At 64.1% G+C, this 23,646-nt stretch carries 17 protein-coding genes and 1 pseudogene; 4 read left to right on the top strand and 14 right to left on the bottom strand.

The features are described 5' to 3' along the window. Positions 1–726: 726 nt before the first annotated feature. On the top strand, positions 727–921 hold the full coding sequence (locus AB0B25_RS29990; protein ID WP_357186574.1) for a hypothetical protein: 195 nt from the start codon (positions 727–729) through the stop codon (positions 919–921). Between the two features lie 885 nt (positions 922–1,806). On the opposite strand, the gene AB0B25_RS29995 is transcribed toward AB0B25_RS29990, so the two are convergent. Beyond that, on the bottom strand, positions 1,807–1,992 hold the full coding sequence (locus AB0B25_RS29995) for a hypothetical protein (RefSeq protein WP_357186577.1): 186 nt from the start codon (positions 1,990–1,992) through the stop codon (positions 1,807–1,809). 134 nt (positions 1,993–2,126) lie between these two features. Between AB0B25_RS29995 and AB0B25_RS30000 the strand changes: the two genes are divergently transcribed. Next, entirely contained in the window at positions 2,127–3,062 is a 936-nt protein-coding gene (locus AB0B25_RS30000; RefSeq protein WP_357186580.1) for a hypothetical protein, read from the top strand. Positions 3,063–3,182: 120 nt separating this feature from the next. On the opposite strand, the gene AB0B25_RS30005 is transcribed toward AB0B25_RS30000, so the two are convergent. From AB0B25_RS30005 to AB0B25_RS30025, 5 genes are all read right to left on the bottom strand, one after another. Continuing rightward, positions 3,183–4,319: an ABC transporter ATP-binding protein gene (locus tag AB0B25_RS30005; RefSeq protein ID WP_357186582.1), complete on the bottom strand. Its 1,137-nt coding sequence runs from the start codon at positions 4,317–4,319 to the stop codon at positions 3,183–3,185. 12 nt (positions 4,320–4,331) lie between these two features. Beyond that, the gene (locus AB0B25_RS30010; RefSeq protein WP_357186585.1) at positions 4,332–5,183 is read right to left on the bottom strand and encodes a carbohydrate ABC transporter permease; all 852 of its coding nucleotides are present in this window, start codon (positions 5,181–5,183) and stop codon (positions 4,332–4,334) included. Continuing rightward, positions 5,180–6,025 (bottom strand): sugar ABC transporter permease, encoded by an 846-nt coding sequence (locus AB0B25_RS30015; RefSeq protein ID WP_357186588.1) that lies wholly within the window; start codon positions 6,023–6,025, stop codon positions 5,180–5,182. The genes AB0B25_RS30010 and AB0B25_RS30015 overlap by 4 nt, the downstream gene beginning before the upstream one ends. A gap of 2 nt (positions 6,026–6,027) precedes the next feature. Continuing rightward, a complete protein-coding gene (locus AB0B25_RS30020) occupies positions 6,028–7,296 on the bottom strand; it encodes an extracellular solute-binding protein (RefSeq protein ID WP_357186591.1) in 1,269 nt (422 codons plus the stop codon). A gap of 441 nt (positions 7,297–7,737) precedes the next feature. Then, entirely contained in the window at positions 7,738–7,905 is a 168-nt protein-coding gene (locus tag AB0B25_RS30025) for a hypothetical protein (protein ID WP_357186592.1), read from the bottom strand. Positions 7,906–8,214: 309 nt separating this feature from the next. Between AB0B25_RS30025 and AB0B25_RS30030 the strand changes: the two are divergent. After that, positions 8,215–8,415 (top strand): annotated as a pseudogene (locus tag AB0B25_RS30030) (deaminase); the annotation flags it as partial. A gap of 70 nt (positions 8,416–8,485) precedes the next feature. Here AB0B25_RS30030 and AB0B25_RS30035 read toward each other — a convergent pair. The 7 genes from AB0B25_RS30035 to AB0B25_RS30065 form a co-directional block, all read right to left on the bottom strand. Next, positions 8,486–8,656 (bottom strand): hypothetical protein, encoded by a 171-nt coding sequence (locus AB0B25_RS30035; RefSeq protein WP_357186617.1) that lies wholly within the window; start codon positions 8,654–8,656, stop codon positions 8,486–8,488. Positions 8,657–8,835: 179 nt separating this feature from the next. Then, the gene (locus tag AB0B25_RS30040; protein WP_357186595.1) at positions 8,836–9,834 is read right to left on the bottom strand and encodes a DUF4185 domain-containing protein; all 999 of its coding nucleotides are present in this window, start codon (positions 9,832–9,834) and stop codon (positions 8,836–8,838) included. A 306-nt stretch (positions 9,835–10,140) separates the two neighbouring features. Next, positions 10,141–10,899, bottom strand: a complete 759-nt coding sequence (locus AB0B25_RS30045) for an IPT/TIG domain-containing protein (protein WP_357186598.1) — start codon at positions 10,897–10,899, stop codon at positions 10,141–10,143. Between the two features lie 163 nt (positions 10,900–11,062). Further along, complete coding sequence (locus AB0B25_RS30050; RefSeq protein ID WP_357186601.1) at positions 11,063–13,312, bottom strand: IPT/TIG domain-containing protein; 2,250 nt, start codon at positions 13,310–13,312, stop codon at positions 11,063–11,065. Continuing rightward, a complete protein-coding gene (locus AB0B25_RS30055; RefSeq protein ID WP_357186604.1) occupies positions 13,227–13,970 on the bottom strand; it encodes an IPT/TIG domain-containing protein in 744 nt (247 codons plus the stop codon). The genes AB0B25_RS30050 and AB0B25_RS30055 overlap by 86 nt, the downstream gene beginning before the upstream one ends. Positions 13,971–14,637: 667 nt before the next feature. Then, positions 14,638–15,339: an IS21-like element helper ATPase IstB gene (gene istB / locus AB0B25_RS30060; RefSeq protein ID WP_357186607.1), complete on the bottom strand. Its 702-nt coding sequence runs from the start codon at positions 15,337–15,339 to the stop codon at positions 14,638–14,640. A gap of 730 nt (positions 15,340–16,069) precedes the next feature. Then, positions 16,070–16,840, bottom strand: a complete 771-nt coding sequence (locus AB0B25_RS30065) for an MHYT domain-containing protein (protein WP_357186609.1) — start codon at positions 16,838–16,840, stop codon at positions 16,070–16,072. Between the two features lie 545 nt (positions 16,841–17,385). Here AB0B25_RS30065 and AB0B25_RS30070 point away from each other — a divergent pair. Next, a complete protein-coding gene (locus AB0B25_RS30070) occupies positions 17,386–18,576 on the top strand; it encodes an IS701 family transposase (protein ID WP_357186612.1) in 1,191 nt (396 codons plus the stop codon). A gap of 297 nt (positions 18,577–18,873) precedes the next feature. On the opposite strand, the gene AB0B25_RS30075 is transcribed toward AB0B25_RS30070, so the two are convergent. Next, complete coding sequence (locus tag AB0B25_RS30075; RefSeq protein WP_357186615.1) at positions 18,874–23,496, bottom strand: amino acid adenylation domain-containing protein; 4,623 nt, start codon at positions 23,494–23,496, stop codon at positions 18,874–18,876. Positions 23,497–23,646: the final 150 nt, after the last annotated feature.

Consider the following 23,646-nt stretch of genomic DNA (forward strand, 5'->3'; position numbering starts at 1 on the left):
TGAAACCATCACCGGCCGAACCGGTCTCGCGATCAACCACATCAGTCATCGTGGTGCATCTCCGTTCAGAGTTACACCGTTGTTCTTACAGTCCCCGCGCTCTTGGTTATCTGTGCGCGGCCGGCGGCACCGGAGTGTCGGTTGCGCTGCTGTTTTCAGCCGTGGATCGAGATATGGGGCCCGAATGGACGGGTCAGTGTCGACGGATTCGGTCGGATGACCAGCACCCCGCTGGTGGGTCCGGTGAGGCGAGCCTCGGCGATATTTCCGGTATCTGGGCGGTGTCGATGTGGTGTCCACTGCCGGTCTGAGCTCTGCAGCGCTGCTCGGCGGCTGCACCGCTGTCGGCGCGGCTGTGGTTGCTGTCTTCACCGCACTGAACAAGCATGGCGACTGAGGCTCCGTTTACGGGGTGGGGTGAGCTTCGCGGTCGCCGGTACGTTCTGGACAAGCCTGCTCGAGGCCCGCGTGGCGATCAGCGATTTCAAGGACGAACACAATCGGCGGGCATCGTCATTCGACGCTGGGCTACTTCTGGCTGAGTACGCTGCCCGCTATACGGGGGTAGTGACTGGTAGGGGTTCCGGTAGTAATCGCCGAAAATCCACCGAAGTTCGGCATTTCGGCTGGTAGGCGATAGTGTGCCGGTTCGGGCTGCGGGTCTGGATGGTTGGTGGTTGGCTTGGCTGCCGATGAGGTTGGTCGGTGTGCTGGAGGTTGGGGTTCGTGGCGACGCGGGTGTTCGCGGAGGAGGAGTTAGAGCGGCTTCGGGGGTTCCCGGAGATCAGTCGCGAGGAGTGGTGCGTACTCACGGCCGATCCCGACGTGGAGGCCGACATTCCGGTGCACCTGGTGGACGGCTGGCCGTACGGGACGGTGCGGGTTCGACCTGACGGTTTCGTGAGCCGCTCGTACGGCTAGCGCGCCGCCTTCAGGCAGGTGGCGAGCATGTCGCGGAGGCCCTTCTTCTCCTGCGGCGGTGTCCTTCTCCTGCGGCGGTGTCCAACACGAAGCCATCCCGTCGTGACCTGAGTGGAGGGCGGCGCAGCAATGCACTGCCCTTACCCGGCCAAAGTACGAACGACGTCGCTGGGCGTAGAGGTGTTCCGTTGGCCGATCGACCAACGGAACACCACAGCGCCCACCGCCGTACCAGACCGCCTTCTCCCACGCGCCGGTCTGCACGTTGCGCTGCGCGGGCATCCGGATCGCGTACCCGACAACCTCGTCGGTACTGCCCTTGGCATACCGCGGACGCAAAACCATGCCCTCGGACTTCAACTCGCGCACGAACTCCGCCTCGTTCTCAGCCGCCAGCGCCGCCGCCCGCACCCGCCGCCGCAACGCCTCACGATCGGTCTCGGGTGCCCCGACCCGCGCGGCCCTTCCGCGCTCGTCCGGACGCGTCGCGGCCCAGTGGGACCAGAATCGAGAAAAGTCTCGCTAAAGCGTTTTCCGCTATCACCAGGCGGCGGCATGCACCGCGTGTTACCGAAGATAATTCGCGGAGTGGGCACCTCCTGACCGCCTCATTCGCCCAGGTCGACACCGGCGCTACCGCAGATAACTAGGGACTTCTCTGCGGTAACTCGGCTACCGCGACTTTTCGAAGATCTGGACCCCACATGCCCCGACCTGCTCGAGGACGGCGGCCATCTGTCGTGGCTCGACGACCAGGCGCGGGCCGCCGCGCATGATGAAAGGCCGACATCGTCTCTGCCAGTTGATCTTCAAGGCATTCGAGTCACTGTCGGCGCGTGACCGGGTGCCTTGCGGCGAGGATTGTCGTTCAGTGGCGTTCCTCGGTTAGCCCGATACCGTTGCTTCGCCCTCCAGTTCCAGACCCAGTTCGACGAAGAACGCGATAGCCACCGCGAACTCCTCGACCACAATGCCGACGTGATTTATCCGGTGGATCGTCTGAGGTTCGTTGAGCCAGCGGACCTCGGCCTCCCACTTGACCCGCATCATGCGTATTAATCGCGCGATCATGCGTATAAATCGTAGGCACATCCCCCATGCCCCGCTGGCTGGAATTCATGGCAGAGTCAAATCACTTCGACCGAGGTGCTGCCTGCATGGAGACTGCTCGAACGGTATCGGTGCTGTCATGAGAATGAAGTCCAATGAGCAACCCGCTTCAGCGGCTGTCCAAGGAAGTAGTCGACAGCCTGTGCCGACTCACTCAGCAGTGGGTCCGAGCGCATCCGCTGAAACCGACGAGTAGAGAAGTCGCTGACGGAGCCGGGCGACACAGCGCCACCGACGACGGGAGCGCGAACAGCATCCGCGCCGCCAGTGATCCGCTGCAAGCCGATGGCCTGCGAACACAGAATCAGCCGAGCGACCAGCCTGCCCTGATCAAGTACCAGCTCAGCGCCGCCGAGCGAGCCATGAAGGAGCAGCGTCTGGTGGAGCCCGAAATATGGGAGAGTTTGTCATCGAACAACGCTGTATACCGGCTGCGTTCCACGGATGGCAGGCTGAACATCTACAAGCCGATCTCCGGTGAGCGGCCTGGCCGATTCGGCATACCGAACGTCCATGGTGAATATGCGAAGCGGGAGGTCGCCGCCTTCCGGGTGGACGAGATACTCGGCTTCGGGCTGGTGCCGCCGACAGCCATGATCGAGGGTCCCCGAGGGCGCGGGTCCCTTCAACAGTTCGTCCCGTCCATCGAAGCGCGAGCGCCATGGCATTACGAGGAGCTTCAGCAACAGCAGATGGCTGTACTGGACTACATAATCGGCAACACCGACCGTCATACCGGGAATTATCGAACCTGCCTCAACGGCCGTCTCCTCGCCACCGACCACGGATCGACATTCCCCGAGAAGTTGAGCGACTTCTCCAGTGACTTCATCCATATGTATAGAAACAAGCCCTTCGATGCGGACGTGATGAAAAGCCTTGGTGCCGTCGATCCAGATCACTTGCGCCTCGCCCTGGAAGACATCGGCCTGAGTCGGACTGCGACCGACGGGGCACTCGAGCGGTTATACCAGGTACGCGGGGGCAGCATTCCCGATGTCCAGGTGGTGACGCACTACATAGTCCCATAGCGGCTCTTGATCGCCGGCTGGGTAGTGATCGTCCGCGAAGACAGTACTGTATCCGGATAGGTTGCTACTGCTACCTGGGTGTCGGATTGCGCGGAGCCGCGGAGTGGGTAGCGATGCGGGCTACTCCGCGCTGCCGGAAGAGCGTAGTAGCCGGTCGACGCCTCCGTTGGTCCCCAACAGCAACCCGGTCTCCGGGTCGTACCAGCGGCACGCTTCTGGTGGCAGGCGAAGGTTGAGCTTGTCTCCCTGCGCGGCTCGAAAGCTGGACGGCGCCTGAACCTTCACCGTCTGGCCGCTGACATCGATGGTCAGCAGCGTCGCCGAACCGAGCGGTTCGAGTACTTGCAGCTCGCTGCGCACCGAATCGGCTCCGGTACTTTGTTCGCCGACTACCTCGATGGCTTCGGGGCGGATGCCGAGTTTGAGCTTCTTGCCGTCGAACGATGACAGGTGCGAGGGCATAGCGAGCGACTGCCCGCCGAGGTCGATGCGCGGCGCGGCGTCGGTCACCTCGACCGTTCCGGTGAGGAAGTTCATCGGCGGGCCGCCGAGGAAGCTACCGACGAATTCCGTTGCGGGACTGTCGTAGACGTCGGTCGGCGAACCGCACTGTACGATCTTTCCGTCGCGCAGCACTGCGACGCGGTCACCCAACGAAAGCGCCTCCACTTGGTCGTGGGTGACGTAGATCGTCGTGGTGCCGAGTTCACCCACCAGTTTCTTCAGATCGGCGCGGAACGACAGTCGCAGCAGCGCGTCCAAATTGGACAGTGGCTCGTCCATCAACAGAACGTCGGCGTCCATCACGATCGCGCGTGCCACGGCGACACGCTGGCGTTGCCCGCCGGACAGCTTCGCCGGGTACCGGTCGAGATACGGCGTCAGTTGCAGCAGTTCCGCCGCCCAATCGATCTTGCGCCGAATGTCTGCTGCCGGCACACCACGCATCCGCAGACCGAACCCGATGTTGTCGGCGACCTTCTTGTGTGGGAATACGGCGTAGGACTGGAACACCATCGATAGGTTGCGCCGCCTCGGTTCGAGGTAGGTCACATCCTTGCCACCGATCACGATCTGTCCGGAATCCGGGGTTTCGAGGCCGGCGATCATGCGCAACAGGGTCGTCTTTCCGCAGCCGGACGGACCGAGCAGCACCATGAATTCGCCGTCGGCGATATCGAGCGACACTTCGTCTGTTGCGCGTGCCGTGCCCCCGGGGTAGGTCTTCGCCACATCGCGCAGAACCACGTCAGCCATTGCAAACCCCTGTCATCTGAGCGTTGTCCCCCACATGTTCACGAGGTAGCGTCGCATCACGAAGATGAACACGAGCGCTGGGATGATCAGTGCGAAGCCACCAGCGAAGCGGTACGGTGCGGACGCCTCGGAGAGCGACGTGAGCACCTGCGCCGGGAGGGTGCGGTGACCGAGCGTCACGATCGTCGCCCCGAGGGTCTCGTTCCACGACAAGACGAACGTGAAGATCGACGACGCCGTGAGCCCCGGAAGCGCCATCGGCACAACGATCTTGCGCGCGGCCTGCCAGCGGGTGCAGCCGAATACCTGCGCGGCCTCCTCGACGTCCACCGGCACCGCGACGAAAATGCTGGCTGTGATGAGGACCGTGGTCGGCAGTGCGAGCGTAGTGTGCACGAGCGTCACGGCGAGCACCGTGTCATAGACGTCGATTCGCAGGAACATTGTCGCCAGCGGTACCGACAGCACCACGATAGGTAACGCCCGGATCAGCAGAATGAACACCTGATAGGTGTCCTTGCCGCGGAACACATAGCGCGCCAGCGCGTATCCCGCCGGTGCGCCGACGACGAGCGACCAGAACATGGTGTAGACGCCGACGAGCAAGGAGTTGGCGAACGCCAGGAATGTCCCGGTGGCTCGGAAGAACGCGGACAGTGTCTCGGCGGAGAACTCCGTGAGGATCAACGGTTTCGGGAACTCGTTGAGCGCGGCGCGCGATGACACGGCGGCGAGGCCGATCAGGACCATCGGCAGCGCCATGAACAGTGTCACCGCGACACAGGCTACCTGTGTCCCCGCGGACCGCCAGCGGCGCCGGCGAAGCGGGGCCCGGTCGATCGGCGGCAAGACCCGATCGCTCATCGCGCCCCCTTCGGCTGCCGGACCGTCCGCAGGTAGAACACCGCGGTGCCGAGCGAGATCGCGAGCACCACCAGCGAGACGGCACTGGCAACTCCCGGATTCTGCAGATTCGAGTACCACTGGTAGGTCTCGCCGACAAGTAGCGGGAAGTCCCGCCCGGTGAGCGCCTGCGCGACGGCGAATGCCTGTAGCGCGAGGATCGTGCGCAGAATCAGCGCCACTTGCAGGCTGGGACCGAGCATCGGCAGCGTCACATGCCGCAGCCGCTGCCAGAACTTCGCCCCGAATACCTGCGCGGCCTCGTCGTAGTCGCGCGGAATCATCTGCACGCCCGCGACCACGATCACGAACACGAGCGCGGTGGCCCGCCAGATTTCGGCGAGCACCACGGCGAGCAGCATCGTGCCGGTGTTCTGATAGTTGAGCCACTGCACCCCGTCGTGCGAAAGACCCAGCGAGACCAGCAGCGAGTTCAGGTAGCCACGGTTGCCGAAAATCGACAGCCACACTAGACCCGCAGCAAGTTCGGAGATCGCCAGCGGGAGACACCACAGGTAGAAGTGGCCGCCTGCGAATTTCGGCCGCGCCTGCAAGAGTAAGGCCATGGCGATCGCGAGCACGAGCTGGATCGGCACCACGATGACGATCAACAACAACGTGTTCCGCAGCGAGGCGAAGAAATAGGGATCGTCGAACAAGCGCTGCCAATTGGCGATCGTGAAGCCTTGACCGTCGCGAAACGCCGTGAACACACCCTGAACGAGCGGCCAGCCGAACAGCGCCGTCATCAACACGATGGAGGGCAGCAGGAGAATCCAGGGGGAACGCAGTCTCGACGCCATGTCTACTCCACCCTGCACATCGCCGCGGCCGGGTCGGGCGCCCAGCACGGCACCTTCAGATCATCGAGAATGCCCTGCAGCACCCGTGCCTGCTGGTCCACAGTGGATCGAATGTCGGCTCCGCCGAGCACGATCGAGCGGAAGCTGTCCTGGAACACCTTGCTCACCTCGCCCTCGCGTTGGCCGAGGCCTACCGGCGGCAGCGAGAGGATGGCGTCCGGTGCTTGCTGCTGTCGTCGCACGGCGTCGGCCTCGAGTCCGACGGCAGGCGGAAGGTCGTCCGGGATCGTCGTATGAACGACAGGGAAGAATCCATTGGAGCGCAGTAGGGCAGTCTGCGTGTCGGGGCGCGTGAACGCGTCGATTGTGCGCTGCGCTAGTTCGGGATCGGTGCTGCCCTGAGGTATTGCGAGACCCGCGAGTACAGCCATGTAGCCGAGCCCGTGCCCGCCGCGCGGCGCGGGCAGCATGTGCCAGTTCTGGGGGTCGCGTTCGGGCGCGTGCACCAGCCGCACGACGTGATCCCAGGCCACGCGCACCTCACCACTGTCGAGCGGCTCTTGCATGAAATCGTAGGTCGTGCTCGACGGCGCGCAATTGGCCCACAACTCCCGGAAGTACTGCCATGCTGTCACGGCCTCGTTCGAGCGAAACGTGGTGATCTGACCGCCGGTGAACGACGGCAGCAAGTACCCCTGTATGAAGCGGTGCAGCAGCCCCTTCGGGCCCGCGGGCAGGCCGAGTACCGGGCGGTTGCCATTGGCACGGCGAGCGGCGATGGCCCAATCGAGAAACTGGTCGTAGGTGAGCGAGGTGGCGTCGGCACCGGAAGGCAGGTGCTCGAGCGCATCGACGTGCGCCGCGAGGACGTAGCTGGCCGCGGCCCACGGGATGTACCACGTGCGGTCGGTGCCGACCTTCGCCAGTCGCAGATAGTCCGCGGACCAACCACGGTTGCCGAGGTCGCCGAGTAGTCCGGAGAGGTCGTCGAGGTAGCCTCCGGCCAACGGCGCCAGGTCGCCGTGCAGGCCACCGAGCAGGCCGATCTGCGTCGAGCCCGCGCCGACCTGGCTGCGCACCTGGCTCGCGAACGGGCTGTCCTCGATGGTCACGTAGCTGACGCCAGGGGCGGTCCCGGCGAGGAGATGACGAAAGCGCTCGGCCTCGGCGGCGGGCCGGAACTGCGTGGACAGGAAGATCATGCCACCGCTTCCGCTGGTGGCGAACCCGGTGCAGGCCGCGGCGGTCAGTGCGGTTGCGCCGATTCCCATCGCGTGGAGAAGAGATCTGCGCGTCAGACCAGATGACGACATTCATGGCCCCTTGCCGCCCGAACAGTGATGATCAACACTTGTGCCGAAGCGGCCAACATAAGTGGGGTCCGGGAGATTTGTCAATGGTATGGGGGACAACGATATCGGCTGTCTTTGTCGAGCCTGTCGATTATCGATCTGTCATCTAATTACTCTTCCGTATTGCCTTTCACCGCACAGGCCTCGCATGTCGATCACGCTGGAAGCCCGTGGGGTGAACATCGAAGTCGTGCAGCGTCACCCTCCCTGCGGCGGCGACACCCGGCGTCGCGATCGCGTAGCCTGCGAAACTGCACGATTGACGGAAGGCCGACATCGACCCGCCGACAGCGATGGAACCTCCGAACTGCGCATAGCTCAGTCGCGGTCATCATGGCATCTCCGGAAAGATCCGTTGGTTCAGGTGTGTTGCTCCGCGACCGCGGCTTCATAGGCAGCGGTCAGACGCTCGGTCGCGGTGGGTTTGCCGGTCGCCGGGCGGTGAATGCCGAGGTGTCGTTCACGCAGCTCCGCCATGAACTCCTCCCAGAGTTCACGGCCGCCGGCCTCGAGCAGTTCGGCGCGCACGCGAAGTTCCGGGGTGGTGGGCGATGCCGCAATCCCCAGCTTGTGAGATGTACCAGGACCGGAAGGAGCTGGATGGCAGGCTCGGTAAGACTGTAGACAGCACGCCGACCGCGCCCGACCTTTTCGCGGGTGAGCAAGTCCTGCCTCGGTCACGGTGCGCAACCGGTCGGCCAGGATGTTGGACGCAATGCCCTCGTCGGACTGTGACTGCAGCTGGCGGAAGTGGCGGCGGTCGCCGAACATCACGTCTCACAGCACAAGCAGCGTCCAGCGATCGCCGATCACCTCGATCGCGGCATTGAGGTCGACGGAAAGGACGTGCGGATCGGCGGCGGGGTCGCCACCGTACGTCAATTCCTGGACGCCGACCTCATCGACACGATGCACTTCGCGGTCGCACCTGTCGAACTCGTCGACGGCGAACGACTTCGGAACTGTCCAGATCAGTTGTTGGACCGCTTCCATCTGGAGAAGATCCCGAGCCCAAGCGGCGTCGTCCATCACTTCTTCGGCGTCGCTCAACCGGTTGTCGAAATGCTTCGCGAACCGCCGCACCCGTGCCGCTGCGCCCACGGCCCGGTCAGTCGGCGTTCCGCACGACCCGCTCGGCGTAGGACACAAGCCGACGCGCGGTCTGATCGAACGTCTCGGTCGGATTCGCCCGATTGTATTCACGAACTCGGGCGAAGGTGTCCGCGAACGGCTCCCCTATCAGCGCCGACAGACGCAGGATATTCGGATTCGGTGGCATGGATCTCCTCCCCCCGCGAAACACAGTGCCCCACCACGCTAGCCGATCACCACAAATTCGTCCCATGACGACAGGGCAGGATGGACCCGACCCGAGGAGATTCCAACCATTCGCCGCAGGTCACAGCGTCTCCCCGAGCAATGTTTCGCGGCGCTCGACTCGAGGTAGACCCTCGGCCACTAGGCGATCCGGACCGCGGCCTGGATGCCGAAGATTCGAAATTGCATTGCACGATAGGGATTACCGGATTCCGCCCACTCGCTCACGATCATCCCGAACGCGCCGTCGAACCTGCTGTCCGGGTGGATATAACAGCCGTACAGGCGGGGCACGATATCCGGTCCGCCGAGGACCCACGGCGAACCTTTCACCGGCCGGTAGGTTCTCGCCGTCCGCCAGTTGTCGGTGATGTTCCCCGCCACCTTGACGAAGGCGCCATAGGCACCCGCGTCGAAACCGGACATCACCCAGTTGCCCTGTATCCGGCGAAGACCGATCTCACCCAGCCTGGTCCCGTCTGCCAGGATGCCCAACCGTGGGTCACCACCCGGATCTCGGCCCCAGCCCCAGTTCTGCCCATTCCAGCCCCACCCCTGCCAGGCGGCCGGATTGGTGAGGTCGGCATGATTCTCTCGTACCCGCCACAGAAGCATGTTCTTGTTGCGCGCAAGTCCTCCGGTGGAGATGATGTACACGTAGCCGTCGCCACCGCGATCCCAGGAAATCATGGTGCGCTTGCCACCGAACATGCTGGTCGACCACCGGACGTTGGTATCGGTCCAACTCTCCCCAGTGTCATCGGAATAGTGGATCTCACACCATCTTTCGTTCCCCAGCCCCTGGGTGACCATGACCCACAGATAGATCCTGCTACCGATGCTTATCGCGTCACAGGGCAAAACCGTAGAGAACTCCGGGTTGTCGTGGACATAATCCCACAATTGCCGCGCGCCTCGCGCGACCGACTGGAACTCGATTGGGCGGCTCATGTCATGGGTGTTGCTTCGCAGCAGCATGGGCGAGCGCCAGTTCGGCCCACCCACCGCGGGCTCGGTGCCGGAGAAGGTGTCACCGGCGACGAACCCGATGTCACCGCTCGGCAAGCGGAAGGGGATGAACAGATCCGAGCCACCGATGTCGGCCATCGGAACCGGGTTCAGATTCTTGATCTTGGTCATTACGGGATCCTGTTGAATTGTGTGTTACATCCCGGATCAGCGCGTCGGGAATAGCGATGGCATACCGCACGGCAGATTTCACAATCGGTGCCAGCCGTGTCGTCCGACCCCTCCTCTGTCTCCCACTCTCGTGGCATCGAGAGCTTCTCCGCCGATCGCGCATGTCGGCGTCCAGGCGATCGATATCGAGAGCTTCCTTTCGATCATGACCGGAATTTCGACGGTGTCCGCACATCGGGAAAAGTCATCGGAATAGCGGCTGACGCATCGGGTGGTTTCGACCGCGGGTTCATGTCGCATCCTGAATCAGATGGCAGGCCGGAGAACTCGGGTATAGATGCCCGGGGCGCTGGTCCCGCCTGGTGTGCTGGCAGTGACATCGACCGGTCCGGCAACTCCGGGTGGAGCGTAAGCAATGATCTTGCTGTCGGAAGTGACGGTGAACGATGCGGGTGCCGTGCCGAACAGCACTGCGCGCGTCGACACCAAGTTGGCTCCGGTGACGGTGATGGCGTTTCCAGTGGAGGTGGTTCCCTCAGCCGGATCAAGGCTCGTAATGATCGGCGCCGCCTGGTAGGTGTACGGATAACCAGCACTTGTCCCACCAGCGGTGGTGACGGTGATACCAGCCGTTCCGACTGTTCCGGTCGGGGCTGTGGCAGTGATTCGGGCATCCGAAACCACGGTGAACCCGCCGGCGGCGGTTGTCCCGAAACGCAGCGAGGTGGCCTCCAGGAGATGCGCGCCGGTCACAATGACAGTGTTCCCGCCCGACAGTGGACCCGAGTCAGGGCTGACAGCGGTCAGCACCGGCGCCTCGCGGAAAAAGTAAGAGCTGCCCAGAATGCTTGTGCCCCTTGGGGAGACGACGGTGATGTCGACGGCCCCGGCGATCCCCGCAGGAGCCACAGCTGTGATCGATGTGGCGGAGTCGACGGTAAAAGACGTTGCCGGGGTGGCGCCGAACCGCACCGCCGTGGTCCCGACGAAGCCGGTGCCGATAAGAACGACCGAGGTGCCCCCGGCCATCGGACCCGATGCCAGGGAGAGGGACGTGATGGTCACGAGAGGCTCCTTGGATGGCGGGCCGCAATCTCAGCCTCAGCGCGGGGCGGAGGGTAGGTCGGGTCGGTAGTGGTGAGTGCCGCCGAACCGACGCCTCGGCCAGGCAGTAGTGGTCGCCCGTTGCACGGGTGCATTATTCGGCGGGCGGGCGCCCTCGCCCCGCTCATATGTCGGGTCCGGCGACGTAGGCGAACGCACTCGCCGCGGTGGCACTTCCCCCGGTAGTGCGGACCACGACGTCAACGGCACCGCTGGTTCCCGGCGGGGTGACCGCGACAACCACCGTGTCGGAGATGACGGCGAACGGCGCCGCCACCCCATCGAACGCGACCGACTGGGTGGTCGTCAGATCGGTACCGGGGACCGTAACCGATGTGCCGCCGGAGGTCGGGCCGACGACGGGGGTGGGCGTTCCCAGAGTGGGTGCGTTGATGAAGGTGTAGAACAGGCCATTACTGATGCCACCACTGGAGGTGGCAGTGACCGGCCTCTGACCGGCCCCAGCAGGTGCGACCACCGCTATCTGAGTGTCGGAGACGACCGTGAAAGAGGTTGTCACAATGGCACCGAAGGTCACCGCAGTGACACCGGTGAGATCGGCGCCGGCGAGGGTGACCGTATTGCCCCCGACCGCAGGACCTGAAATCGGACCGACGACGATCAGGGCAGGGACCGGGACGTAGATGTACGGAACACCGTTGCTGGTGCCACCCGCCGTGGTAACGGTGATCCGCACCGTGCACGTGCCGGCTGGCGCGACAGCCGTGATCTGCGTACCCGAATCCACCGTGAACGAGGTCGCCGCCGTGGTACCGAAAGACACCGCTGTAGCACCGGTCAGGTTGGTGCCGGTCAGCATGACACTCGTCCCACCGGCGGTGGGGCCTCGATCAGGACTCACACCACTCGAGGAAGGAACCGCGACATAGGTGTACGGAACACCGTTGCTGGTTCCACCGGCCGTGGTCACAGTCACCTGCACTGACCCCGACCCACCCGGCGCAACTGCCGTGACATGGGTATCCGAGGCGACCGTGAACGAGGTCGCAGCAGCGCTGCCGAACGACACCGCTGTCGTCGCCGCGAGACCCACACCTGTGAGGGTGACCGTGGTGCCCCCGGCCACCGGACCTGCAGTCGGACTCAGCGACGTCAAGACCGGAACCGCGATATAGCTGTAGGGGACGCTGTTGCTGACGCCACCGGCCGTGGTCATAGTGACCTGCACTGACCCCGTCCCACCCGGGGCAACCGCCGTGACATGGGTATCCGAGACAACCGTGAAGGAGCTTGCGCCCGTGGCACCGAAGGTGACCGTAGTCGTTCCGATCAGGCCCGTTCCGGTGAGGGTGACCGTGTTGCCTCCCACTGCCGGACCTGAAGTCGGACTTACCGACGTCAAGACCGGAACCGCGACATAGGTGTACGAGACCCCGTTACTGGTACCACCCACCGTGGTGACTGTTACTTGCACCGCTAATGTCCCGGCGGGCGCAATCGCCGTGATCTGGGTGGCGGAGTCCGCGGTGAATGACGTCGAGACAGTTCCGAACCGCACCGCGGTCGCGCCGGTGAACCCGGTCCCGGTCAGCGTGACACTGTTGTTCCCCGAGGCGGGCCCTTGATTGGGACTGACCGAAATCAGAACAGGAACCGCGACATACGTGTAGAAAACCCCATTGCTCGTGCCACCCGGACCAACCACTTTCACCTGTACGGAGCCCGTTCCGGCCGGAGCGACCGCGGTGATCTGCGTAGCCGAATTCACCGTAAACGAAGTCGCCGCCGTGGCACCGAAATTCACCGCCGTGGCACCGGTCAGGCTGGTGCCGGTCAGCGTGACACTCGTCCCACCCGACGTAGGCCCCTGCGACGGGCTCACACCGGTCAACGTCGGAACCCCGACATAGGTGTAGGAAACCCCGTTACTTGTCCCGCCCGTGGTAACGACGGTGACCTGCACCGTGCCCGTCCCGGGCGGGACAATGGCCGTGATCTGCGTGGTCGAGTCGACCGTGAAAGTGGTTGCCGCTGTCCCGAACCGCACCGTGAGGACGTTGACGAATCCGGTACCGGTCAGCGTGACACTGTTGTTGCCCGAAGGCGGCCCCGCTGCCGGCGACACGGAAGTGATGGTCGGGACTACCAGGACCTGCAGCTGCCCGACGGAAGGCGTCGACGATTGCGGGTGACGGTTCACGAATACGTTCCTTCGAAAGTGGGTCCGAGCCCGGTCCGACCGTCGGGCACAGATCGTGAGTTTGTGGGATACCGGCCCTGGGCGGGAACGAGCACCTGCCCAGGGCCGGTACGGTGCGGCAGCCCGGTCAGATGCCAGGTCCAGCGACGTAGGTGAAGGCGTCCGCCGCGGTAGCACTTCCCCCTGTCGTGGTGACCACGACGTCAACGGCACCAGCGGTTCCCGGCGGTGTGACGGCCACGACCTCCGTGTCGGAGTTGACGGTGAACGGCGCCGCAACGCCGTCGAACATCACCGACTGGGTAGTCGTCAGGCCGGAACCGGGAATCGTGACCCCGGTGCCACCGGAAGTCGGACCTGCGACAGGGGTCGGAGTGCCGAAGGTGGGCGCGCCGACGTAGGTGTAGGACAGGCCGTTGCTGGTGCCGCCCGCGGTCGTGATGCTCACGCTCACCGACCCCTCCGCCGCGCCCGCCGGCACGGCGACGGTCAGTACGCTGTCACTGACTACGGTCGGGGTCGCAGAGTTGCCGCCGAATGCGACCGCGGTCGCAGTCGAAAGGCCGGTTCCAGTGATGGTGACCGTGTTTCCGCCTGCGGTGACACCCGATACCGGTGACAGGGTGGCTTTGAACGGTGGGCCGACATAGAAGAACGACTGCGGGTTGCTGGTCCCGCCTGCGGTCGTCACGGTCACACCGACTGTGCCTGTTCCGGAGGGAGAGGTCACCGTGACCGAGGTAGGCGTATTGTCTACAATGGTCGCCAGTTTGGCGCCGAAACGCACGGCCGTGGCACCGCCGAGGTTCGTGCCGGTGATCGTGACGGTGGTCCCGCCTGCGGTCGATCCCTGGCTGGGAGAGATAGGCATGATGCTGTCTTCCTTCTTGATGTGGTGAGCGGCATGACCAACCGAGGCCGGGCGGCCGTGTGCGTCGCCGAGCGTGACGGTGGTTGTCCGATGAGGTCCCGGCTCATACGTCTGCTGAGGCAGCCGGCCGTTCGCCGGTGCGGCTCGACGGGAGGCACGCGGACGTAGTCATTCCGAGGTGTTTCCGGCAGTGTCGGCCTGCACGGCCACGCCATTCACCGCGGATGCCGCTGCCATGCGCAGTTTGCCGATGACGCTGCCGGCGGCCGGTAATGACAACTCGCCGTTGCCGGTGACGGAGTTTCGAGCGGCGGGTCGTCGCCAATCTACATCGGCGACTCGCCCATAATTCAAATTACTTCATTTCCCCCTCACAGAATTCGATCTCCGACCTATTTGCCAACATACATCGCAGGAAAGCCTGAGCGCAATGGAATCCTCGGATCGATGCCACGACTACGACCAGATCGGACGTGGATATCGGCCCCTTTTACGCAAATTCCAACGGCATTTTTCCGTGAATCTTGACGGCAATTTCTCATGAACTACGACGGCATTTCTCGCCAATTCCGACAGCGCTTTCGCTCCAGTTTTCGTTCAATTCATCGAGTGATGTGGCGCGGCGGGGTCGACGGCAGCCTTGACGACGAGACCAGGATCGGCCAGTTCAGCGGGGTCTTTCGGTGGATGCTGCGTCCTTGATGTGGGCTAGTCGATAGCTTCGAGTGCCAGTCTCGATGATGGTGCCGCCGAACGTCAGTCGGTCGATGACGGCAGCGCGAAGCCGAGCGTCGGCAAAGATTTTGGACCAGCCGGAGAAGCCGCGATTCGAGGCGATCGCGACAGACTTCCTCTCCTCACGTTCGGTCAGTACCTGGAACAGCAATTCGGCGCCGCGTCTATCCAGTTCCGTGTAGCCCAGTTCGTCGATGCAGAGTAGGTCCACACTGTCATAACGCGCAATGGTCCTGGTGAGCCGCTTTCCATCGACGGCTTCGATCAGCTTGTTCGCCAGTACGGCAGCAAGTGAGTATCTGACACGATATCCAGCTTTCGCCGCTTCGATGCCCAGGCCGATGAGCAGATGAGATTTCCCGGTGCCGGAGTCGCCGATCAAACAGAGCGGCAGCCCGTCCTTGACCCAGTCGCATGCGGCGAGGGTGCGGATCACGGCAGGGTCGATATTGCGGTTGGCATCGAAATCGAAGTCGCGCAACGTCTTATGGCGAGGAAACCCGGCAGCTTTGATGAGTCGTTCGGCACGACGATGGGCAGGTATCTGTTCGATTCGCAGCTGCGGTCTGCGTTCGCGCACGTAGGCGCTGACTCGCTGATACGACACGTCCATCATGCCGCGCTCCTGGAGCAAGCGCTGATAGATCCGAGTCGCCGTGTGCCGCTGCCCACGAGGCACATCCAGGTCAGCTCGCAGGACGTCGTCGATGAACGGCTTGTAGGGATCCAGTTTCTGCGGTCTCGGCGGATACCCTTTGCGCGGCTCGGGCCACACGGACTCGGTCGCCCTCGCCACCGTGCGCCACCCGACGCCGTATTTTCGTTCGATGGCCCGCTTGGACAGGCCTGCGTGAAGATCGCGACGGATCGCCGCGTACAGCTCAACTTTCGACATGTCAGACATCGGCACGCTCCCCTCGCCCCGCACCCGTAATTCCACTATAAACCGACGGTGATGCCCGAATTCGTGAACATCGACTGCACAACGCGCCGTCGCGATTCGTGAGCGACCGCCGCCGCGAACGACGAACGGAACCGAACGCCCGATCGCCCCCCGAAACCGCTCCCCGCGCCAGTCACAACCGACCGCGCGGCGTGGTTCGACATCCGCCCTGGAGCCCGAGTCCCGCAGTGCGACAGCGGTCTGACCGCGCTCGAGAGCGCACTGTAGCGACGTTGTCGTGAGGCGCCCCGGCGACAATCTTCGACACTCCTCGGCGAACCGGCAGGGCGGGACCCGACAGTTCCATGTCGCGAGCCGCTCTACCGGAGGCCGACGAGTCACCAGAGGTGAACACGTCACCGACGACGGGTCACCGTGACACCGTGTGGCGTACCCAGCGCCAGATCCCGGCGGGCGTAGCTCAATTCCGAGTCGGCCAGTACGGGACCGATTCCGGATCGCGGGCGGGGGCGACGGGCCGCTCATCGACATCGGTGATGCCGAGGTGCAAGAGCAGCAGCATGGTGATCATGCTGACGCTGACCATGAGCGGGGTCAACACCTCTGTAGCGCCTGCTCCCGTGGGAGTGTGCGTGTGCGTGTGCGCCTGCGCGTGCATCGCGAACATGCCGGTGTAGTGCATCCCGCATACCGCCACCCCCATCACCAATGCCGCGCAGACGGTGACGATGACGCCCCGCACGTGCAGAACGAACCACAGCGCCGCGGTCGCCGCGGCCACCGCGATCACGACCGACAGTGCCACAACCCGAATGTCGTACTCGATAACGGCGTCCGAATTCATTGCGTACATACCCGCGTAGTGCATCCCAGCCACTCCGAGTCCCGTGATCGCGCCACCGGCGGGGAGGGCAAGTGGGCGCCACGACGTCTCGTTTGCGACATACAGCCCGACCCACACCACCACCATCGCGAGAACCGCGCTGAGCAGCGTGACCGGCACGTCATAGCGGATAGATGCACCGCGGATGGAGAAGCCGAGCATGGCGATGAAATGCATGACCCAGATGCCGGTGCCACCGATGGCGACTGCTGCGGCGACGAGCCAACCGCGGCCTCCTGATTCCGCTCGGGCGGCGCAGCGAAGCCCGAGCAGTGAACCGACGACCGACATGATGTAGGCGATGGCGGGCGTTAGCCAGCCGTAGCTGAAGTGGTCGATTTCTAGCATACAAACTCCACGAATCAGGGGACCTTCAGCGACGTTCGAGCACGGACGCTACAGCGGTACCAGCAGGTACGCAATAAATAGTATAATTCTCCGGAAAATATACAGACGCTTGGGATCCGCCGCCCGGTTGATGCACTAGTCCCCGCTGTCGAGTAGCGGCGGCAGGATCCTTCGTCTCGATCGAACCCGAGCACATGAAGCCCGACACCACCCAGGAAACACTCAGCTCACCGGCCGACCACACGAAGGACGGCACGCATCGGCACTGATGCAAAACCCTTCCGCGAACGCACACTCCACGGTCCGAGCTGTCGACCGAGCCGAACGAACAACCGCGATCCAGCGGACCGGAAGATCACACATGCGGCCCCGCCACCGACTGCCCAGTTGCGCCCAGGCGTCGGAGATGAACCAGTTCGCCCCGAAGGCGCACGGGCACAGGCAATCCGCGCCGATGCCGCATGTGCAGCACTCGGAAGACAAGTCACGTCGATTGCTCCAGCCGCACTTCGTTATGTTGGGCGGTAAGTTGTTTCGCTGTGTCGATGGATGATGATCTGGCCGCGTGGGTGGCTGGGTTGGATGATTTGTTCGGTCGGGTGAACGGCCGGTTCTATCGGGCGGAGCCGCGGTTGCGGGCGCGGGCGTATGTGCGGGGATTGCTGGCGCCGTTGGCCGGGAAGAACGGTTGGACCTTGGCGGAAGCGGCTGGAGACTCTACGCCGGACGGGATGCAGCGCTTGTTGAACAAGGCTGCGTGGGACGCCGATGGGGTGCGTGACGATCTGCGTGCCTACGCGGTCGAGCATCTCGGCGATCGTGATGGTGTTCTGGTTGTCGGTTCGACCGGATTCCCGAAGAAGGGCGTGAAATCCGCTGGGGTGCAACGTCGATACTCCAGTACCGCCGGGCGGGTCGAGAACTGTCAACTCGGCGTGTTCTGCGCGTACACCAGCAGCAAGGGGCGCACGCTGATTGATCGAGAGTTGTATTTGCCGAAGTCGTGGACCGAGGATCGGCAGCGCTGCCGCAGGGCCGCGGTGCCGGACGAGGTCGCCTTCGCTACCGAAGCGACGCTGGCCGAGCACATGCTGGCACGGGCACTGGACGCCGGGGTGCCCGCGCGATGGGTGACCGCTGACGAAACCTACGGCGGCGAGTACCAGTTCCGGTCCTGGCTCGAACAGCGGCGCATTGGGTATGTCGTCGCGGTGCCACGCAGCCAGATCATGCCGATCACCGCACGTCGCATTCGGGCGGATCACCTGGTCGCGCAAGCGCCTGCGCAAGCATGGAAACGGCTCGAATGCGGCTCCGGAACGACAAGGCCGCGCGTTTTCGACTGGGCGATGGCATCGCTGCCGAACTCCCCAGGGACCACTGCCGTCCAGTGGAGCCGATGGTTGCTGGCACGGCGCGCGCTCACGCCGAATAACACAGGCGAACTGGAAGTCGTCTACTACCTCTGCCGCGCGCCCACCGGGACCCAGGACGAGGAACTGATCCGGGCCGCCGGCTCCCACCGGTCGATCGAAGACTGCCTCGAGACCGCGAAGGCCGAGGTAGGACTCGACCAATACCAGGTCCGCCGCTACGACGCCTGGTACCGCCACATCACTCTGGCCATGCTCGCCAACACCTACCTGGCCGTTACCGCCGCCGCTGTTCCAAAAGTGATGGTAGTGAGCCCATCTCGTGCACAATCGGCGCAATCCGGCGTCTATTGGCACATCTAGTACATAACGAAGTGCCGCTGGAGCGCTGAACATGATGTGCGCTGTGACCTCCTGGTAGTCAATTCCATTGCGGTCGACGACAACCCGACTCGTCGATGCTGTTTTTCGCGAGACGTCGACCTCGCAGGCCAGATCTCGGAAGGCACAATCTCGGACCGGGAGCCCTACTACCGTGATCGACCGGATCGTGAGCGGGCAGCCGGATAGGCCGCGGCGCGGTCGCAGGCAGTCCTCCGCAGAACTGCCCGCGACCAGCACAGATACAGCCGTCAATGATCGCAACGGACTATTTCGACATCAGTCCATATACCTCTCGAGGATCGGACCGATAATCGCCAGCGCGAACGTGTGCGCCAACTCGAGGTGATTCGCATCGACGACCGTGTTGTGGATATCGCCGGTGACATACGGCCGCCATGTCTGAGCGATGGCGTCGTGATCCGCACGATCTTTTCCTGCGGTGAAGAACACCACGTCTCCATCGAAGACTCCCGGCTGGTAGTCGTGAGCGATGTCGCCGGCGGTCTCGAAGCTCTCCATCACCCGGTCGGCCTGTTCGGGAGTGAATATTCCGGTTCGAGTCACCTGCTCACGAATGACGGCCCACGCTTGCTCGTGGGTGTCCACTGTCACCTCGTCCCCGAGTTCGAACAGCTCTCGCCAGCCCCCGAGCAGGTCGGCCATCAGCTCTCCCGGCGCGGGATCGTCCGCGGTGGTGCGCATCGACTCCTCTGGGGAGCCGACACCACTGTCCAACATGGCCAGCATTCCGACCGAATCACCGTCGCGCTGGAGCCGAACCGCCATGGCATGTGCGATCTCACCACCCAACGACCATCCGAGCAGGTGATACGGTCCGGTCGGCTGTACTCGGCGAATCTCGGCCACGTAGCGTTCGGCCAGTTCGTCCACGGACTCCGCGCGTGGTTCGTCTGCGACGACATGAGGATCCTGCAAGCCGTACATCGGCCGATCCTTGTGCAGATGTTCGACCACGCCGCCGTAGAACCACGCCAATCCGCCCGCGGGATGTACCCCGAATACCGCCGGCTTGGCACCGCTCGCGCGCAGCGGAAGCAGCACCTGCAGACCAGAACTACCTTCTGCGTCGTCGGCCCGTGCGGCCAGCGCCTTCGGCGTCGCATCGTCGAACATCCACGGCAACGCGATCGTCACACCGCGAGCGCGCAGCTCGGTCACCACCATCGTGGCCAGCAGTGAATTGCCGCCCAGGTCGAAGAATCCGTCCGATGCTCCGACCCGCTCGACGCCCAGGACCTGCTGGTAGACATCGCTGATCATCTTCTCGGTATGCGTTCGCGGGGCGACGAACTCGTGCACGGATACGTCGAAATCGGGCGCGGGCAATGCCTTCCGATCGAGCTTGCCGTTCACCGTCAGCGGCAGCTCGGGTAATACCATGATCGCCGACGGCACCATGTAGCTCGTCAACATCTCAGCGGCGACTTCCCGGATTTCACCGGGATCGATCTGCTGCCCGTCGACGGCAACGACGTAGCCGATCAGCTGGTCCACGCCACGATCGTGGCGGTGCACTGCCACCGCGGCCTGGGTCACGCGCGGATGCCGCAACAGCGCGCCCTCCACCTCGCCCATCTCGATCCGGAAGCCGCGCAGTTGCACCTGCGCGTCGGCGCGACCGACGTACACCAACCCCAGCCCGTTCGCCGACGCCCGCCACCGGCCGAGGTCTCCCGACCGATACAACCGACCGCCATCCGGATCGAACGGATTCGCTACGAATCGGCCCGCGGTCAAGGCCGGAGCCGCGAGGTAGCCGCGCGAGAGTTGGTCGCCGGCCACATAGATCTCCCCGGCGGCGCCGATCGGCACCGGGTGCAGTCGATCATCGAGCACATACACCCGCAATCCCGGCAACGGCGAACCGATGCCGGCCACGCCTACCGCATCGATCTCGGAGAACGTCACATGCACGGTCGTCTCGGTAATGCCGTACATGTTCACCAATCGCGGTGATCCCGGCTCGTGCGCCGCGAACCAGCCGGTCAAGCGCGACGCATCCAATGCCTCGCCGCCGAAGACGACATACCGCAACGCGAGAGCGCCAGCGGCAGCACCGGATTGCCGATATTCGCGCTCCGCATCGACAAACCCGTAGAACGCCGACGGGGTCTGGCTCAACACCGTCACCTGCTCCCGTGCGACCACGTCCACGAACGCCTCCGGCGACCGGGATGTGTCGAAGTCGACGACGACCAGCCTGCCACCCGACAGCAATGCTCCCCACATTTCCCACACCGCGAAATCGAAGGCATACGAATGGAACATCGTCCACACATCGTCGGGGCCGAAGTCGAATCGCTCGGCCGCATTGCTGAACAGCGTGACCACTTCCCGATGGCTGACCGCCACCCCCTTGGGGCGGCCCGTCGAACCCGAGGTATAGATCACGTAGGCGATGTTGTCCGGACGCACCCCCGACCCCGCCGGGCCGGAACCGTCTACGCCGACGTCCACGCAATCCTCGACCAGCAGCACCGGCGCCGCACACTCCGGCAGCGCCGACGCGATATCGGCCGACGTCAACACGGCGGCCGGACCTGCGTCGTCGAGTATGAACCGCAATCGCTCCGTCGGATACGCCACATCCACCGGCAGATATCCTGCCCCCGCGCGCACCACTGCGAGCAGACCCACGATCAGTTCGCTCGACCGCGACAACGCCACAGCCACCAGCGATTCCGGCCGGACACCCTGCTCGGTCAACCGAGCGGCCACCACAGCTGCGCGGCGATCCAACTCCGCGTAGGTCAGGTGGGACCGGCCGTCCGTCACCGCGACCGCGTCGGGCTGTGCGGCAGCCCGGGCAGTGAACAGTTCCGCGAGCGTCGCGTCCGCGACCGCGACGCCGTGATCCCCGGCCGCGGTCAGCAATTCGCGCCGCTGCACTGCATCCACGAGGTCGATGTCGCCGACAGCTATCCCCGGATTCGCGGTCACCGCCTCCAGGATCCGCACGAACGCCTGCGCGAACCGGCTCATCGACTCCTCGACGAAAAGATCGGTGGCAAACGTCAGCCGACCCAGCATGCCGGCCGAACGACCCTGCTCATCGAACTGCTCCACCAGCTTCACAGCAAGATCCGCCTGCGCCTGCTCGAAGCCGTTCTCCACCGGCTCGACAATGAGCCCCGGCAGCCGCAACGCGGCCTTGCTCAGGTTCTGGACATCGAGCGTCACCTGGTAGATCGGAAGGTGGGCGGTGGACCGTGGCGGGTTCAGCGCCTCTACGACCTGCTCGAACGGCACATCCGCGTGCGCGAACGCCGCCAGATCGGCCTCGCGCGTCGCGTCGAGCAGTTCGGCGAACCGCTGCTGGGACGCCACTCGAGACCGCAACACGACCGTATTGACGAACATGCCGACCAGATCGTCGAGTTCACGCTCGCCACGTCCGGCCACCGGTGTGCCTATCGCGATGTCGTCGACGCCCGCCATCCTCGACAGCAGGATGCTCAACGCAGCGTGCAGAACCATGAAGGTCGTCGCGTTCGCGGCACGCGCGACCGTGTCGATCCGCGCCCGCACTCGAGCGGGAATCTCGAAGTCGACAGCGCGACCGCGCATGGAGGCGACTGCCGGGCGGGGCAGGTCGGCCGGCAATTCGAGCAACTCGGGCAGCCCGCCGAGGGTGTCCATCCAGAATCGCAACTGTCTGGACATCACCGAGTCGGGATCGTTCTCGTTGCCCAGTATCTCGCGCTGCCACAACGAGTAGTCCGCGTACTGCACCGGAAGCACCGGCCATATCGGCGCTGCCCCCTGCCTACTGGCCTGATATGCCGCTGCCACATCCCGCGCGAGCGGCATCATCGATTGCCCGTCGGCACAGATGTGATGCACGGCGATCACCAGAACATGATCCCGTGCGTCGAGCGAGAACAACTCGATCCGCACCGGTGGAGCCTGCGTCACATCGAAGCTCACCGCGACCGCGGCGGCCGCGCGCTCCATCAGTTGGTCTTCCTCGACCCGGACCGGAATCAGTGCCGGCATGACCTCCTCGACGGTTACCGAGACCTGATGCGGCATCCCGCCGGTCATCGGGAACTTAGTGCGCAGCGACTCGTGCCGGCCGATGACCAGCTCGCACGCGCGGCGCAGCGCATCGAGGTCCAGCTCGCCCTTGAGCCGAACCACGAGCGGGATGTTGTACGCGCCGACCGAAGTGTCGAATTGATTGAGGAACCACATCCGCTGCTGCGCAGGTGAAAGCGGCACCAGTGCGGGACGGTCACGGGCGACCAGTGGCGCCCGAACATTCCGGTCGAAATCGGCCAGACGCGTGGCGAGCTCGGCAACGGTCGATGCTTCGAACAGGTCCCGGACACCGATGCGCAATCCGAGTGCCCTGCTCAACTGGGCAGTCACCCTGGTTGCCGACAGCGAGTTGCCACCGAGGTCGAAGAAGCTGTCGGTTGCCCCGATTCTCTCGACGCCCAAGACGTTCCCGAACACTTCCGCGACGGACCGCTCGGCATCGGTGCGCGGTGCGATCCACTCCCCGCCGTCCGAGATATCCGGCGCGGGAAGCGACCGGCGATCGAGCTTGCCGGTCGTGGTGAGCGGGAGTTCGGCGAGTTGCATCACCACGTCGGGCACCATGTGCGCAGGCAATCGCAACCGTGCCGTGGCCAGGACGGTACTCGGATCCATCTTCTCGTCGCCGACAAGATAACCGACGAGTCGGTCTATTCCGCGCTCGTCGGTGTGCAACGCGACAACCGCGTGCGCTACTCCCGGGTGTGTGGCGAGGACGGTCTCGATCTCACCGAGTTCAATGCGCTGACCACGAACCTTCACCTGGAAATCGGTGCGCCCAAGGTATTCGAGGGTGCGATCGGTGGTCCAGCGTGCCAAGTCGCCGGTGCGATACATGCGCGCCCCTTTCGCTCCGAAGGGGTTCGCTATGAACGCCACCGACGTCGCCGCGGGCCGGTTCATGTATCCGCGTGCCAACTGCACACCCGACACATACAACTCCCCCACCACACCCACCGGCACCGGCCGCAACCACTCATCCAACAC

Origin of the sequence: Nocardia sp. NPDC049190, assembly GCF_040648115.1 — a bacterium.
In the GTDB taxonomy this organism is placed as follows: Bacteria; Actinomycetota; Actinomycetes; order Mycobacteriales; family Mycobacteriaceae; genus Nocardia.

Coding starts and splice junctions, on each gene's coding strand:
- AB0B25_RS29995 (WP_357186577.1), bottom strand. CDS start 1,992: ATGATCGCGCGATTAATACGCATGATGCGGGTCAAGTGGGAGGCCGAG.
- AB0B25_RS30000 (WP_357186580.1), top strand. CDS start 2,127: ATGAGCAACCCGCTTCAGCGGCTGTCCAAGGAAGTAGTCGACAGCCTG.
- AB0B25_RS30005 (WP_357186582.1), bottom strand. CDS start 4,319: ATGGCTGACGTGGTTCTGCGCGATGTGGCGAAGACCTACCCCGGGGGC.
- AB0B25_RS30010 (WP_357186585.1), bottom strand. CDS start 5,183: ATGAGCGATCGGGTCTTGCCGCCGATCGACCGGGCCCCGCTTCGCCGG.
- AB0B25_RS30015 (WP_357186588.1), bottom strand. CDS start 6,025: ATGGCGTCGAGACTGCGTTCCCCCTGGATTCTCCTGCTGCCCTCCATC.
- AB0B25_RS30020 (WP_357186591.1), bottom strand. CDS start 7,296: ATGGGAATCGGCGCAACCGCACTGACCGCCGCGGCCTGCACCGGGTTC.
- AB0B25_RS30035 (WP_357186617.1), bottom strand. CDS start 8,656: ATGCCACCGAATCCGAATATCCTGCGTCTGTCGGCGCTGATAGGGGAG.
- AB0B25_RS30040 (WP_357186595.1), bottom strand. CDS start 9,834: ATGACCAAGATCAAGAATCTGAACCCGGTTCCGATGGCCGACATCGGT.
- AB0B25_RS30055 (WP_357186604.1), bottom strand. CDS start 13,970: ATGCCTATCTCTCCCAGCCAGGGATCGACCGCAGGCGGGACCACCGTC.
- AB0B25_RS30065 (WP_357186609.1), bottom strand. CDS start 16,840: ATGCTAGAAATCGACCACTTCAGCTACGGCTGGCTAACGCCCGCCATC.
- AB0B25_RS30070 (WP_357186612.1), top strand. CDS start 17,386: ATGGATGATGATCTGGCCGCGTGGGTGGCTGGGTTGGATGATTTGTTC.
- AB0B25_RS30075 (WP_357186615.1), bottom strand. CDS start 23,496: ATGTATCGCACCGGCGACTTGGCACGCTGGACCACCGATCGCACCCTC.